The sequence below is a fragment of the Mesorhizobium sp. RSR380A genome (assembly GCF_054719385.1).
On sequence record NZ_JBTTIB010000001.1, the window covers coordinates 1,612,662 to 1,627,333 of the forward strand.

Genomic DNA, 14,672 nt, shown 5'->3' on the forward strand with positions numbered 1-14,672 from the left:
ACAGGAAAGCGCCTTGCTTTGGCTCGTCCTCAGACCATCCCGCTCAGCGCCTCGAAAAAGGCAACGATCTCGCGTTCGAGCGGATAATCTTCAGGCACCGGCTGCGACCCCATTTTTGCAATCACCACTTCCGTCTTCGGGTTGACGTAGAGCCATTGGCCGTGGATGCCGATGCCGCAGAAGGCGCCGTTTGCCGCCCCCGTCTGGTACCATTTGTTACGGTAACGGCCCTTTGGGAACAGATGCACCATTGTGCCGCGCTGCCAGGCCTCCGCGCTGCCGCCGGCAACGGTCGTATCGCGCACCCAGCCTTCTGGCACGATGCCGCGGCCATTGGCCGTGCCGCCCTGCCGCATCATCTCGCCGATACGCGCCAGGTCGCGCGGCGTCACCGAAATGCCGCCGGCGGTGCGCGCCGTACCTTCCATGTCGACGCCGATCGAAGCCTCGCTGACAGCACCCAGCGGTAGCCACAGTTTCTCGCGCATCAGGTCCGGGAAGCGCTGGCCGGAAGCTCGTTCGAGCAACAGGCCGAGCAGATCGGAATTGGGCGAACGGTAGCGGAAGGTTTTGCCGTGCGGTTCTTCGAGCCGCTGCAAGGTCAGAATGAATTCGCGCAAGCTTTCAGTGCCGCCGCCCGGATTCCACAGCGTAGCGCGACGGTAACGGGCAAAGGCGCTTTCGGGATCGAGATAGGCCTCCTCGAAGTCGAGGCTGACGCTCATATCGAGCACATGCCGGCAGCTTGCATCGGCATAGGCCGAACCGGCGGCTTCCGGAATGTACTGGGTCACCGGCGCTTCCGGGTCGAACACGCCCTCGCCTTCCAGTATTCCGGCGATGATCGCGGTGACCGATTTGCTGATCGAAAAGATGATGTGACGGGCGCCGAAATCCATATTGGGCGCGAACCAGTCGCCGATGACCTTGCCAGCCTTCATCACCGTCAGCGCGTCGCTGCTCGAACGTGTGAGGAATTCGGCCACCGTTTCCGGGGCGCTGGCGATCGAAACCTTTTCGCCGAGCAGGCCGCTCAGGTCCCGCACCGGCGCTTCGACGCTTCCCGGCGTCGCCGCCACGGGAGCGGTCGGCACCAGCTCGCCAAGGTTCTGGAACGACCAGCGGTTGAACGGGCTTTCGCGCCAGTTGGAGAGCAGCACCTCATTGCGGGCAAAGCCGTAGCGGGTCTCGAACGCAGTCTTGCCGGTCATGAACCTTTCCTCAGAGGGATGGTTTGTTGTGGGTCAACCAAGCGCCTTGGCGATGGCGTGCACCGCCTTCAGCGTTGCCACCGAATAGGCGACATTGCTGAAATCCGGATAGCTTGAAAGCTTGACCACGACCATGCCGGTGTCCCAGTCGATATGGATCATCTGCCCGAACACGCCTCGGCACATCAAAGCGCGCGTGCGCGGATTCTCGATCCAGAACTGGTTGCGATAGCTGCCCTCCGGCAGGCTCGGATTGAAGTCCGGCCCATGCTTGCCGTTGCGCGTCGCCTCGATCCAGTCGGCCGGCACGATGCCGCGGCCCTTGTCGAGGATCAGCTGGCCGAAGCGGGCGTAATCGCGCAGCGTCGCGTTGAAGCCGCCATCGGCCAGCGCATAGCCGGCGCTGTCGACCGTGAAGCAAGCGCTTTCGTCGGCGCCGAGCTTTTGCCACAGCTCCTCGGACACCAGCTGCGCCAGCCGTTTACCGGTGACCCGCTCCATGATGAAGGCAAGCACGTCGGTCTCGATCGAGCGGTACTCGAACGCGACGCCATGCGGCCGCACCTTGTCCTTCAGCTGCAGGATCAACTCGAACAGATGCGGCGGCCATTGGAAATCCGGATCGCTGTCCGGCGGCACCGGCTTCCAGCCCGTGGCGACATCAACCTGGCCGATGTCGGAGTAACGGTCGGTGTATTCCTCGGAAAACCGCACGCCGGTGGTCATATCCAGCACATGCTGCACGCTGGCGCCGTCCCAGCCGGTCGCGCCGAGCTCCGGCAGATAGGCGGTCACCGGTTTGGCCGGGTCGATCAAGCCGCGCCCAACCAGAATACCGAACACGGTGCCTGTTACCGACTTCGCCATCGACTGCGACAGATGCAGCGTGCGCTCGGCCATGCCGTTGAAATAGCGCTCATAGGCGACCTTGCCGTCTTTGAGCACCAGGAAGCCGTCCGTGTAGGTCTCGTCGAGCAGGCCAACGAGCGTCGTCGGACGGCCCTTGCTGTCTTCCACCGGCAGCGCGTCGAGATCGGTCTCTGCGCGCTCAAGACGATGGCGATGGCCATTACCGCGCCAGACCTCGATGGTCGGCAGGAATTCGCGGATGTGTTGGAAGGCCCAGCGATTCCATGGCGGCCGGTCCCAGTTGAGCTTCGGCAGCACCATTTGAGGCGGCGAGCCCTGCATGATCGACGGCCGCGGATCGCTGTTGCGATAGGAGTCCATGAAAGCCATTCCGGAAAAGAAAAGACCCGGCGGCGCATGCCGCCGGGTCTGTCAGACTGCGGTTATTTCTGCAGTTCGGTCCAGATCTTGGTGTAGATGTCCTGGATCTCAGGCGCGCACATCTTCTGGAATTCGCCTTGTGCCTTCGCAGCCTCCGGAATGACGACTTCCGGGGCATCCTTCATATCGGCCGGCATGTACTTGTCCGAGCCGGTAATGGCGTTTGCGTAGCGATGGAAGGCCGAGAGGCCGGCCGCGTTTTCCGGATCCATGATGAAGTTCTGGAACAGCTTGGCGTTCTCGACATTTTTGGCTTCCTTGAGAACGACGACGTTATCGCTCCACAGGCCGTAGCCTTCCTTCGGATAATTGTAATGGATGGCCGGATTGGCCAGCCGCTGACGCAGCGCCGAACCGTTCCAGTCGCTGGTCGCCTTGAAGTCGCCGGCGCCCATCTTTTCGATGGTGTTGTATTCCATCGCGATCCAGTTCGGCTTGGCCGCGACAAGCGTGTCGCGCACCTTCTTCAGCACCGTCTTGTCGTCGGTGCACTGCTGGCCGCCGACATATTTGATCGCCGCGAAGATAACGTCATTCATCTCGGGAACGACATTGGTCTTGCCCTTCAGCTCGTCCGGCGTGTTGAAGATGATGCCCCAGCTGTCGGCTGGTCCCTTGTAGGCATCGGTGTTGACGACGACGCCGACGGTGCCCAGCGCCCACGGCACGGAATATTTGCGGCCGGGGTCGAAGTCTGGATTGGCCCATTCCGGCGCCACGTTCTTGAAGTTCTCCATCTTGCCCGGATCGGTCTCCTGCACGAGGCCCTCCTTGATCCAGATCGGCACGTAGGTTTGCGACGGAACGGCGATGTCGAAGCCGGTGCCGCCCTGGCGTACCTTGGCGAGCGCCGTATCGTTGGAATCGTAATCGGTGATGGTCACCTTGACGTTGTATTTGGCTTCGAACTTTTTGATCACGTCGGGGCTGGTATAGTTGCCCCAATTGTAGATGTTCAGCTCGCCATCGGCGCTGGCCAGGCTCGTCGTTGCGAGCAGCGCCAACCCCATGGCGGCTGTCGTTGTTTTCCAGTTCATGGTTTTAGCTCCCATTTGTCGGTTCAGTCTCTTTTCCTGCTGACGAAGAAAAACAACGTGACGATCGCGACCGAAAGCAGCAGGAAGGCGGTCGATATCGCGTTGATCTCAGGCGTGATGCCGCGGCGGATCTGGCCGAGCATGTAGGTGGGCAGCGTATCCTGGCCGCCCGATTTGACAAACTCGGTGATGACGACGTCATCGAGCGAGATGACGAAGGCCAGCATCAGTCCGGCCAGTATGCCGGGCCACAAAAGCGGCAGCGTGATGCGGCGGAAGGTCTTCCAAGGCGTCGCGTACAGATCGGCGGCCGCGCGCTCCAGCGTCAGGTCCATGTTTTCCAGCCGCGCCCGGATCGGCAGATAGGCGAACGGGATGCAGAACGCCGTGTGGGCGGCGATCAGATAGCCAATGCCGGAATAGCCGGTGAAGATCTTGATGCGCGAGAAGAAGATCAGCAGCGCCACGCCCGTGACGATCTCGGGCACCATCAGCGGCTGGTTGATCGCCGCATATTTGAAGGTGAGGCCCGGATAGGACGCGGTGCGCGTGGTGGCAAGCGCGGCCATGGTGGCAAAGATTGTCGACAGCACCGCAGCGACGGCGCCGATCTGGAACGAGCGTAGCGTCGCGTCGATAACTTGCACGTTCTGCCAAGCCGACTGGAACCAGCGCATCGAAAAGCCGCCCCATTCCGACGTCGAGTTCGCCGCGTTGAAGGCATAGGCGACCAGCACGATGATCGGCAGATAGAGTACGATAAAACAGGTCGCAGCGATCACCGTGAAGCCGGTCTGGTGCTTGATGGAAAAGTTCTTAGCCATGCCGCGCCCCCGACTTGCCGGCATTGCGCACATAGGCAAGCAGCGCCACCATGACGATGATCATCACCGTGATCGACAGCGCCGAGCCGAGCGGCCAGTTGCGGCCTTGGCCGAACTGCAATTCGATCAGGTTGGACAGCATCATATTCTTGCCGCCGCCAAGCACGCTCGGCGTCACATAGGCGCCAAGGGCTGGAATGAAGACCAGGATGGAGCCGGCAATGACGCCGGGTTTGACCAGCGGGAAAATGATCTTCCGCAATACCTTGAATCGGGTCGCGTAGAGGTCGTAGCCCGCCTCGACGAGGCGAAAATCAAGCTTCTCCATGCTGGCATAGATCGGCAGCACCATCAGCGGCAGATAGACATAGGCCATGCCGATCAGAATCGCCGTGTCGGTGAAGAGGATCTGCACCGGCGCTGAAACGATACCAAGCTTGATAAGGATGGTGTTGATGATGCCTTCGTTGCGGATGATCTGCAGCACGGCGAAGGTGCGGATCAGAAGGTTGGTCCAGAACGGAATGGTGATCAGGAACAGCCAGAGATCCCTGGTTTTCTCGCTGCGCGTCGCCATGAAATAGGCGGTTGGAAACCCCAATGCCAAAGTGGCGATCGTCGTTATCACCGCCAGCTTGATCGAGCGCCAGAAGATGGTGACATGCGCTGCCGCAAGCGAAAGCGTATCGTCGAAAATGTCGCGTTCCATGAACACCGACAGCCAGGCATCGGGCGAAAACTGCCACTTCACATCGCCATAGGGGCCAGGCGTCAGGAACGAGTAGATCAGCACGATCAGCAAGGGGCCGGTCGCGGCGAGGAAGATCACCAGCAAGGCTGGCGCTGACAGCAGCCACCGGTCGCGCACATCGCGTCGCTCCGCTGCCTTGGCGACTTGTTCCGCGGTCGCCATGATCAGTCCTTCAGCACTTGCGCGGCGTCGTTGCCGATCGTGATACCGATCTGGCCGCCCTGCACGAAGCCGTCACCGGCGCCGCGGCTGTTCTGACGCCGCACGATGAACGGCTCGCCACCGGCAAGGCGCAGATGGAAGTGCGTGTCGGTGCCGAGATAGACGATGTTTTCGACGGTACCGGACAGCGAAGCGCTCGGGCTGGCCGTGCCCAACTGCGCATGCTCTGGACGCACGACGATGGTGACCTTGCCGCTGGGGCTGAAGCCTTCCGGCAGCGAGGCTGGGATTTCCACACCAGACGGCAGCTTCACCGTCGCCCGGCCACCAGTCGCGCTAACCACATCCGCCTTGAGGAAGTTCGACTCGCCGATGAAGTCGGCGACGAAACGCTCGGCCGGCCGGTCGTAGATGTCGCGCGGCGAGCCGACCTGCAGGATCTTGCCCGACGACATCACCGCGATGCGGTCCGACATGGTCAGCGCTTCCTCCTGGTCGTGGGTGACGAAGATGAAGGTGATGCCCGTCTCGTGCTGCAGCCGCTTCAATTCGATCTGCATTTCCTTGCGCAGCTTGTAGTCGAGCGCCGAGAGCGGTTCGTCGAGCAGGAGCACCTTGGGCTGCGGCGCAAGCGCCCGGGCGAGCGCCACGCGCTGCTGCTGGCCGCCGGAGATCTGGCTGGTGCGGCGACCCGCCAGCGCCTCCATCTTCACCAGTTTCAGCATCTCGGCGACGCGCGCCTTGATCTCGGCCTTCGGCTTGCCCAGCATTTCCAGGCCAAAGCCGATATTGTCGGCAACCGTCATATGCGGGAACAGCGCGTAGGATTGGAAGACGGTGTTGACCGGCCGCTTGAAGGGCGGCAACGGCGCGATGTCCTGACCGTAGAGGAGGATTTCGCCGGCGGTTGGAAAGTCGAAGCCGGCAATCAGCCGCAGCAACGTGGTCTTGCCGCAGCCGGATGGTCCCAGCAGTGTAAAAAACTCATTCTCGCGGATGGATACCGAGACCGTATCGAGGGCAGCGACCTGCCCCTCACCCGATCCGAAAATTTTACTGACGTTTACGACTTCAATTGCATTCCGATCCGGTTTTTCCGGCACGATACGCCTCACTGTTGACCCCGCTCTTGCTGGCGGAGTTTTTCCCCTGTTCGATGTGACCACACGGCCGGTTGGTTGGCAAGTCCGGCATTGAATCACAGTTCAGTCGGTCATTTCGTCTTGCAAGCGGCAAGCTGTGCAAGCCGCATGCCATTGTCAGGCCTGGTAGGTGACCTTGCCACCGCAGACCGTCGTCACCGGTCGCAGCTTGTGCAGATCGGCCGGCGCCGTCTTCTCGATATCGGCCGACAAAACCACCAGATCCGCCATGTAGCCGGGTTTCAGAACGCCTTTGCGATGCTCGGCGAATTCGGCATAGGCGCCCTCGACCGTGTAGGCGGCAATCGCTTCCTGCAGCGAGAAACTCTGGTCAGGATCGCCTTCTGCCCATGGTTTGCGCTGCACTGCCGCCTGAATGCTCAGGATCGGGTCGATCGCCGCCACCGGCCAGTCCGAGGCGAACACGACATGGGCGCCGGCGCTTTTCAGGGTGCGCCAGGCATAGCTCAGCGGCCAGCGGTCCCGCCCGATGCGTGACACCGTCGGCTCCAGCGGAAAATCCATGGCGCCGGGCGGATGCGACGGCTGCATCGAGGCGATGACGCCGAGTTCGGCAAAACGCGGCACGTCGGCTGCTGTGGTGACCTCGACGTGCTCAACCCTGTGCCGGCTGTCGCGCTTGCCATTGAGCTTCTGCGCCGCCTCGTAACCGTCGAGCACTGCGCGCACCGCGCCGTCACCGATCGAGTGCACCGCGATCTGCAGCCCGCGTTTGTCGATAGCCACGGCGAGATCGATAAATTGCTGCGGCGTGAACAGCGGCTCGCCGACCCAGTCGGGACGATCCGCATAGGGTTCGACCATAACAGCGGTCCAGGAATCGAGCACGCCGTCATAGAACACCTTGACCATGCCCGATGACAGCCACTCGCTGTCGTAGCGCTCGGCCATGACGGACGCCTTCTCGAGCATGTCGAGCGTCATGAAATTCTTGTAGTGGAACGGGATCTTGACGCGGCAGGGCAGGCCTTCCTCGGCCTCGATCTCGGAAAGCAGTTCGAGCTGGTAGAGATTGCCGTCCATGTTCTGGATCGAGGTGATGCCGTGGCGCGCGCACCAGGCAAGTCCGCGCCGCATGATGTCACGGTCAGCGGCCCGCTCGGCGGCCGACGGCATTGGGTCGGGCTCGCCGCCGGTCGACAGCCCCAGCCGCACCCGGCTTTCGCCGGCAAGGTCGAGCACCGGACCGAAGGCCTCGCCCTCGCGCAATTCGCCCGCGGCCAGGCCGTCGTCACCCATCACGATCTCGTTGCCCGGACCGAGCGTGCGTCCCTTCAGGATGCCGGCCATCTCCAACGCCTTGGTGTTGGCCCACATCGTATGGTGGTCGGGCGCCGCCATGCAGAAGGGGCGGTCGGGCAGGATGGCGTCGAGATGATGGCGTGTCACCCGCTCGCCGCCGAGCACGGTGTAGTCGACGCCCTGGCCCACAAGCATTTTCGCCTCGGGCCGCGTCGTTGCGTAGTCGCGGATGGCGCTTTGAAGCGCCTCGAAGCCATGGATACCGCCGAGTTGAAGATGCGCGAGCTCGGCCCCTCCCGAGAACAGATGCATGTGGGCTTCGATGAAACCGGGCAGGACCGAACCGCCCTTGGCGTCGATCACCTCTGTGGTCGTTCCCTTGAGTTTTTCGATGGCGGCGTGGTTGCCTATGGCGATGATGGCGCCGTCCTTGACGGCAATCGCCTCGGCGGCGGGATTGTCATCGTCCATGGTCCGCACGCGACCATTGATGACGATCAGATCAGCATTTTGACCCGCACCCGTGACAGACATCGCGACTCCGCGCTTTTGACGACTGGCTGAGACCGACAACCCTCTTGTCCGACAAGCTGCCACTCCGCTGGAGCGGCGTTATCGGACGAAAACTGATGCCAGTGCGCTGTTTCGAAATTCCCCTTGTGATCTCTCAAAACAGCGTGGATAAAAGAATGCGACTAATTATTCGCGTTTGTCAACGTGCCGAATTTCGAATGTATTGTGGACAACACACCACGCCAATGTTGAGACCGGGACCTGTGTTGAAACCGGCGGGGAACGAAGGCATCAATCCGTGAAGCGCAGTCTCAGCCGCGAAACCAGGATGGCGCTCGAACCGCGCAAGCAGCCGCGGCAGGAACGGTCGAGCAAGGTGGTCGACAGGATACTCGACGCTGCGCTGATCCTGACGCGGGAGCAGGGAACCAAGACGCCGACGACGCTCGCCATTGCCCGGCGCGCGGGCCTGTCGGTCGGTTCGGTCTACCAGTACTTTCCCAACAAGGAAGCCATTCTCCTCGACCTCGCCCGGCGCTGGCTGTCGTCGTTTCCCGAGGTGATCGCCAGGCGCATCGAGGTCACCCCACCCACCAACCGCGACGAGTTTCGGCAGGAGGTGCGCAAGCTCTTCATCGATACCTCCAGAATATATCTCGAAAACGCCACCCTGATGCCGGTGATCGAGGCGATATCCGGCAATGCCGACCTCAGGCCGATCCAGGACGAATATGACGAGCAGATCATCGCGCTTTACGCCGCGTGGCTGCAGCATGTGAACCCGGCCCTTGAAGACAAGATCGCCAGCCGACTCGGCGTGCTGATGATGGATGTCGGGCACGCCTGCCGGCTTGTGGGGTTGAAGCGGGATCGCAAGACATACGACCTCATCGAGGACGATGTGGAAAGAATGTGGCTCGCTCTGGTCACCCCCTATCTCAACCTTGACTGATTTCGCTATTTCGAGAGGAAATTCATGAAGACTGTCTATTCGCCGCTTCATGCCGGCCATGCCGGCCAGATGGAACTGGTGACATCAGCCATCGTGCCGGGTTTCGAAAAGCCATCGCGGGCCGAGTTCATCAAGGCGCGGGTCGAGAGCGAGAAGCTGGGGCCGATCATCGGACCGGTCGAGCACGATCTCACAGCCGCCAAGCGCATCCACAAGGCCGACTATATCGACTTCCTGCCAACCGTCTGGCCGGCGTGGAAGGCCGCCGGCCTCGATGGCACGGCGATGCCCTTCACCTGGCCGACGCGCGGCCTGCGCGGCGACGTGCCACCCAAGCGCGTCGACGCCTTGCTCGGCTACTATTCCTTCGACGCCGGCGCCACCTTCGTCGAAGGCACATGGACCGCGATCAAATCGTCCTATGACGTGGCGCTGACGGCGGCGGCCTTGGTCAAGGGTGGTGAGCGGTCGGCCTTCGCGCTTTGCCGCCCGCCCGGCCATCACGCCGGTGCCGGGTTCATGGGCGGCTACTGCTACATCAACAATGCTGCGGTCGCCGCGCAATGGTTCCTCGATCAGGGCGCAAAACGCGTCTCGATCCTTGACGTCGACTATCACCACGGCAATGGCACGCAGGAGATCTTCTATGAACGGGCCGACGTGCAGGTTCTCAACCTGCATGGCGATCCCATGGTGGAGTATCCGTTCTTCCTCGGCCATGCCGGCGAACGCGGCGCTGGCGCCGGCGAAGGTTTCAACGTCAATTATCCCATGCCCTTCGGCACCAATTGGGACGCCTGGAACGCCTCGCTGGAGGATGCCTGCGTCAAGCTCGCCGCCTACGCCCCCGATATCGTCATCGTCTCGCTCGGCGTCGACACCTTCGAGAAGGATCCGATCAGCCAGTTCAAGCTGAAAAGCCCGGACTATCCGAAGATCGGCCGGCGCATCGCAAAGCTCGGCCTGCCGACGCTGTTCGTGATGGAAGGTGGCTATGCCGTCGAGGAGATCGGCATCAACGCCGTCGGCGTGCTGACCGGCTTCGAGGACAAGTAGGAAAGCAATTCCAGGATAAGTGTGAGGCGGTTTTCCGGCCGGAATTGCGCCAAGGAGATATGGGGCGGCTCCGGCCGCCCCGACCATCTAGGCGGCCGTAGCCGGGTTGGGTGCAACCACCGGAACGGCTGGCCTTCGCGACCGGCCGATGCGGTAGACAATCACCGCCGCAATCACGCCTGCCGCCAGGATGGCGAGCGCCAGCAACGGCCGGTACCAGAACCAGGCAATCGCAATCGTCACCGTGCCGACCAGGATCGCCAGAACGAAGGCGATGATGCCGGTGCCCATCCGCGCCATGCTGCCGAGGAAGGGTATGACGTCGAGGATCACCCCGATCGGGCTGAGGAACAGCGCAAAGCCTATGGTCAGCAACAGCAAGCCGGCGCCGCGCAGCAGCCAGGTGATCAGCGTGTTGGCGCTGACCGCGTCGGCGAACATCTTTTCGGCCGGGACGTTGCCGGTATCGACCATCAGCAGCGCATCGCCGGCTTGCGTCTGGTAGGGCTCGAAGCGGCTGCCGGCCTGGCGCGCGATGATGCTGATCACGCCCAGCGGCGCCAGTTCGTAGCCGATGCGATAGTCGCCCAAAGCGGGCGTCGTGTTGTCATTGCCGAGAAAAATCTTGCCATCGACGATGCTGAGCGGTTTCGTTCCGGTATAGGCAGCCTTTATCGCCGCCGACTGGTCGGCTGACAGGGAATAGTCCTTGTCACCCTCGATGCGGTCCAGCACCGGCGTATCGAGATCGAAGGCGACAAGCTTGCCCTCAGGAATCTGGAAGGTCCGGCCGTGGATTTCCATCGGCGGAGTCTGGTGGCCGTCCGGCTTCTTGAAATCGGAGGAGTCGATCTGGCTGTCGTCCCACACCTTGGAATAGCTGTAGGTGGTCACCGTCTCTTCGCCACCGCCGAGCTTCTTCGTCGTCTCCGACTTGGACTCTTCCTTCCACTGATACATCTCGACGCTGCGCGACAGCCGCAGCCCTTGCGCCGCAATGCCGAAATCCGGATCCGCCAGGCCGCTGTCCGCCGTCACCAGTCCGCTGACATGAACCAGCTTGCCGTCATTGGCGGTATCGACGCTGTCGGCGCCGACCGAAACCACCGCTCCAGAACCTTCGGCCAGCGAGCGCGCCGTCTGCACGGCGCGGCCTTCGTTCCAGAACAGCCCGATCACCATCAGCACGATCAGGATAAGGCCGAAGATGACCCCGCCGACCGCGCGCTTGATCCGCCCGAACCACGAGACGGATGTGACTTCCCGAAATGAATCGCTCATCGTTTCCCCCGAAACAAAGTTATCCCAAAATTACAACGCGGCCGGCGGCTGCGCGTTTAGCCCGTCAATCGGCGTGGATCTGCGCGCCGCAATCCCTTTCGCCGGCGCAGGCGTGCACCGCGCGCGTCGTGCCGCCATCGCCAACCCGCCACGGCGAGGCAGACAGCGGCGCCTGGCGATTGCCCCCGAGAAGATCGAGCGCCCGCATCGCCGTCTCTTCACCAGCCTCGTCACGCTTGACGATCTCGACGTCCTTGAGGCCGATCGCGGCAAGCTGCGGCATCACCACATCGGGGTCGCCCGCCACCACGATCAGCGACGGATCGAGCGACGCCAGGGCCAGCGCCTGTTTCTGAACCGCATCGAGCGTCAGCTTTGTGCGCGCCGCCATGCGGGTTTGCTGGTCCTCCAGCGTCGATCCGCTGCCGACCGCGCCAATCAGCGAGGAGAACAGACCAGCCGACGTCTCGGCCGATCCAGCCAGCGCCCGGCGATAGACAGTCACCGTGCGGTCGACTTCGTCCTGCGCCACCGGCAGGGTGGTCAGGCCGGCAAATCCTTTCAGGATTTCGGTAATCGCCGGCCCGGTGTTGGCGCGCTCGACGGTGGTTGCCACGACCAATCCCGAGCCGGCCTTCATCGGGCTCATCAGATAGCTCGACACGCCATAGGAGTAGCCCTTCTCCTCGCGGATCACCGAATTCAGCCGGCTGGAGAAATCGGCGCCAAGCAGGTTGGAGACCGCGGTCGATTCAGCGCGCTCGCTCTCGTCGGTGCCGGGCGCCGGCCGCGCCACGAACAGCGCCGACTGGCTGGCGCCGGGTTCGGGCACCAGCAGCACTTTCTGTCCCCCGTTGAAATGCGCCGCCGGCGACGGCTCGACGGCATAGCCGGCGGTGTCGCTTGTCCACGCGCCGAATGCTTTTTCAAGGCTGGCGGCGACGGTCGCAACCGGCATCGGGCCGACGCTGTAGAAGGTCACCGCCTTCGGCGTGAACTCCGCCTTGAATGCGTCCCTCGCCTCGTCGAGCGAGATCGAGGCCAGCGCCTTTGCCGACCAGTCCACCGCTGCCTTGCCCGGCACCTGCGGGATCAGCGTCGCCTTTGCCATGCGGCCGGCAACGCCGGGCAGATCCGCCTCGCGGCCGTTTAGCCAGTCGACTGTCTGCGCCATCAGCACCGTCCATTCGGTCTTGTCGAAACGAGGCTTCAGCACCGCGTCGGCGAGCAGGCCAATACCCTGGTCGAGCTTTTCCGGCGGCACGCCAAGCGTCATCATCGTGGTCAGCGTTCCGGCCTGGTGGCCGACGCCGGCGCCGATGTCGCTGGCCGCCTTGGCGAAATCAGCCGAGCCGCGATCGGCGGCCCCGCGTGTCGCCATGCTTGCTGCAAGCTCCAGCAATCCCTCCTTGCCTTCCGGCACGCTGTTCCAGCCGCCGGCGGCACTGGCCGCGACATACACCATCGGCGCTTCCGGCATTGTGTAGTGGACGAGTTTGATGCCATTCGAGAGCGTCGCCGTTTCCATGGCGGGCAGTGTTGCCGAAGGCGCTTGCCCGGCCGCATGCTTCGGAATGTCGATCGCCGCTCGCTCCGGCGCGGTGAACGGCTGCGGTGTGCCGGACGACCCGATCAGTGCATCGGGATAGCCGCCGCGCGGGCCGGGCTTCAGCACCAGTATGCTGGCGTCTTCCGGTTTCAACAGCCGCTTCATCGTTGCCTCGACGCCCGCCACGCTGGCGTCCTTCACCCGCGGGTCGTCGACCAGCGCGCTCTGCGCATCGCCGAGCACGTCGGCATTGTAGGAGACGACGCCGGCGCGATCCTTCAGTGCTTCGCTGCCGAGCCGCGCTGCCTGCAAGATGCCGGTGCGCGCACGCTCGACATCGACCGGATCGAGCGGGGTCTTCAGGAAATCCGCAAACGCCGTTTTCATCGCGCTTTCCAGCGCTTCCGGCACCACACCTTCGGCGGCACCCGCCTCGAAGGTAAAGCGGCCACCGAGCAGACCGCCGGTCCAGCTCGCGCTGGCATAGGTGGCAATGCCCAACTGCGAAACCAGCCGGTTGCGCAAAAACCCATATTCGCCGTTGCCGAGCAGTTCGGCGGCAATGCTGAGCGCACCATTGTCGGGCGACTGCGCCACCGGGCCACTGAAGCCGACCACGACGATGGGGCTTGGCACACGATCCTCGAGCACCAGCTTGAGCCGGGCCTGCGTCGGTTCCGGCACGGCGGGCCGCGCCACATCGGCGCCGCGCGCCACGCGGCCGAACGTGTCGGCAATCAGCGCCTTGGTGTCGTCGATCTCCAAGTCGCCGACCAGCACCAGCACCGCATTGTTGGGCAGATAGTAGCTGTTGAAGAAACCCCTGACATCGTCGAGCGTCGCCGCATCGAGATCGGCGACCGAGCCGATGACCATGCGGCTATAGGGATGCGGCTTCGGGAACAGGCCGGACCAGAAAGCTTCCCAGCCGGATGCGCCGGCCTTGTCGAGCACGTTCTGGCGCATCTCGTTCTTGACCACCGAGCGCTGCAGATCGAGCTTGGCCTGAGTCACCGAGCGGCCGAGATTGGCCATGCGGTCTGCCTCCAGCGACAAGATCATCGGCAGTGACGACGACAGCCCGTCGACGTAATAAACCGTGCCGTCCTCGGTGGTCCAGGCATTGATCTCGTTGCCGAGCGCGGCGTGCGCGCCGAACACGTTCGGCCAGGCCGGCGTGCCGGAAAACATCAGATGTTCGAACAGATGCGCAAAGCCCGAGCGTCCCGCGGGTTCATTCATCGACCCGACGCGGTAGCGCAGGTTCATCACCACCTTCGGCACGCGATGGTCGGGCACCAGCACCACCTGCAGCCCGTTGTCGAGCGCATAGGTAACGGTCGGCTCAGCCTTGGCGGGCGCTGCCATGCCGGCAAGAACCGCAAGCACCACCGTGAACGCCAGGAAAACCTGCTTCATCATGACCCCCGATGCTGATGGCCGCGAGCAAGCGCCGCCAAATCCGCCGTATGACCGAAGGGATGCCCACCCCTCCCGGCTGCCGAGACCCTATCGGAATCGATCGGCCCTCGATACGGCAGTATCGCAACACCCTCTGGCTTTTTCGTGTCGGCGTTTCAGGCCTTTTGCGGCGGAAAAGGCCGCGAAAGCCGCCCCTGAGTCGCTTGAGTCCAATAATAT

The 14,672-nt window shown here is 62.9% G+C and carries 11 protein-coding genes; 2 read left to right on the forward strand and 9 right to left on the reverse strand.

The window, feature by feature from the left end; translation table 11 throughout:
• Window positions 1-29 precede the first annotated feature (29 nt).
• From ACYG9Z_RS07760 to ACYG9Z_RS07790, 7 genes are all read right to left on the reverse strand, one after another.
• The gene (locus tag ACYG9Z_RS07760; RefSeq protein WP_023686323.1) at window positions 30-1,211 is read right to left on the reverse strand and encodes a serine hydrolase domain-containing protein; all 1,182 of its coding nucleotides are present in this window, start codon (window positions 1,209-1,211) and stop codon (window positions 30-32) included.
• A gap of 33 nt (window positions 1,212-1,244) precedes the next feature.
• Complete coding sequence (locus ACYG9Z_RS07765) at window positions 1,245-2,441, reverse strand: serine hydrolase domain-containing protein (RefSeq protein WP_023686324.1); 1,197 nt, start codon at window positions 2,439-2,441, stop codon at window positions 1,245-1,247.
• A gap of 62 nt (window positions 2,442-2,503) precedes the next feature.
• Complete coding sequence (locus ACYG9Z_RS07770; RefSeq protein ID WP_023683465.1) at window positions 2,504-3,538, reverse strand: ABC transporter substrate-binding protein; 1,035 nt, start codon at window positions 3,536-3,538, stop codon at window positions 2,504-2,506.
• Window positions 3,539-3,561: 23 nt separating this feature from the next.
• The gene (locus ACYG9Z_RS07775; RefSeq protein ID WP_023671766.1) at window positions 3,562-4,362 is read right to left on the reverse strand and encodes an ABC transporter permease; all 801 of its coding nucleotides are present in this window, start codon (window positions 4,360-4,362) and stop codon (window positions 3,562-3,564) included.
• A complete protein-coding gene (locus ACYG9Z_RS07780) occupies window positions 4,355-5,275 on the reverse strand; it encodes an ABC transporter permease (protein ID WP_023691712.1) in 921 nt (306 codons plus the stop codon). Before ACYG9Z_RS07780 ends, ACYG9Z_RS07775 begins: the two co-directional genes overlap by 8 nt.
• A 2-nt stretch (window positions 5,276-5,277) precedes the next feature.
• Complete coding sequence (locus ACYG9Z_RS07785) at window positions 5,278-6,378, reverse strand: ABC transporter ATP-binding protein (protein ID WP_023699750.1); 1,101 nt, start codon at window positions 6,376-6,378, stop codon at window positions 5,278-5,280.
• A 156-nt stretch (window positions 6,379-6,534) separates the two neighbouring features.
• Window positions 6,535-8,214 (reverse strand): amidohydrolase, encoded by a 1,680-nt coding sequence (locus tag ACYG9Z_RS07790; protein ID WP_023751301.1) that lies wholly within the window; start codon window positions 8,212-8,214, stop codon window positions 6,535-6,537.
• Window positions 8,215-8,491: 277 nt separating this feature from the next.
• On the opposite strand from ACYG9Z_RS07790, the gene ACYG9Z_RS07795 reads away from it, so the two are divergent.
• Together ACYG9Z_RS07795 and ACYG9Z_RS07800 are read left to right on the forward strand one after the other, a co-directional pair.
• Window positions 8,492-9,145, forward strand: a complete 654-nt coding sequence (locus ACYG9Z_RS07795; RefSeq protein ID WP_023686329.1) for a TetR/AcrR family transcriptional regulator — start codon at window positions 8,492-8,494, stop codon at window positions 9,143-9,145.
• A gap of 24 nt (window positions 9,146-9,169) precedes the next feature.
• Window positions 9,170-10,201: a histone deacetylase family protein gene (locus ACYG9Z_RS07800; protein WP_023751302.1), complete on the forward strand. Its 1,032-nt coding sequence runs from the start codon at window positions 9,170-9,172 to the stop codon at window positions 10,199-10,201.
• Window positions 10,202-10,288: 87 nt separating this feature from the next.
• On the opposite strand, the gene ACYG9Z_RS07805 is transcribed toward ACYG9Z_RS07800, so the two are convergent.
• A complete protein-coding gene (locus ACYG9Z_RS07805) occupies window positions 10,289-11,482 on the reverse strand; it encodes a TMEM43 family protein (protein WP_023751303.1) in 1,194 nt (397 codons plus the stop codon).
• 64 nt (window positions 11,483-11,546) lie between these two features.
• The gene (locus ACYG9Z_RS07810) at window positions 11,547-14,453 is read right to left on the reverse strand and encodes a M16 family metallopeptidase (protein ID WP_460223152.1); all 2,907 of its coding nucleotides are present in this window, start codon (window positions 14,451-14,453) and stop codon (window positions 11,547-11,549) included.
• Window positions 14,454-14,672: the final 219 nt, after the last annotated feature.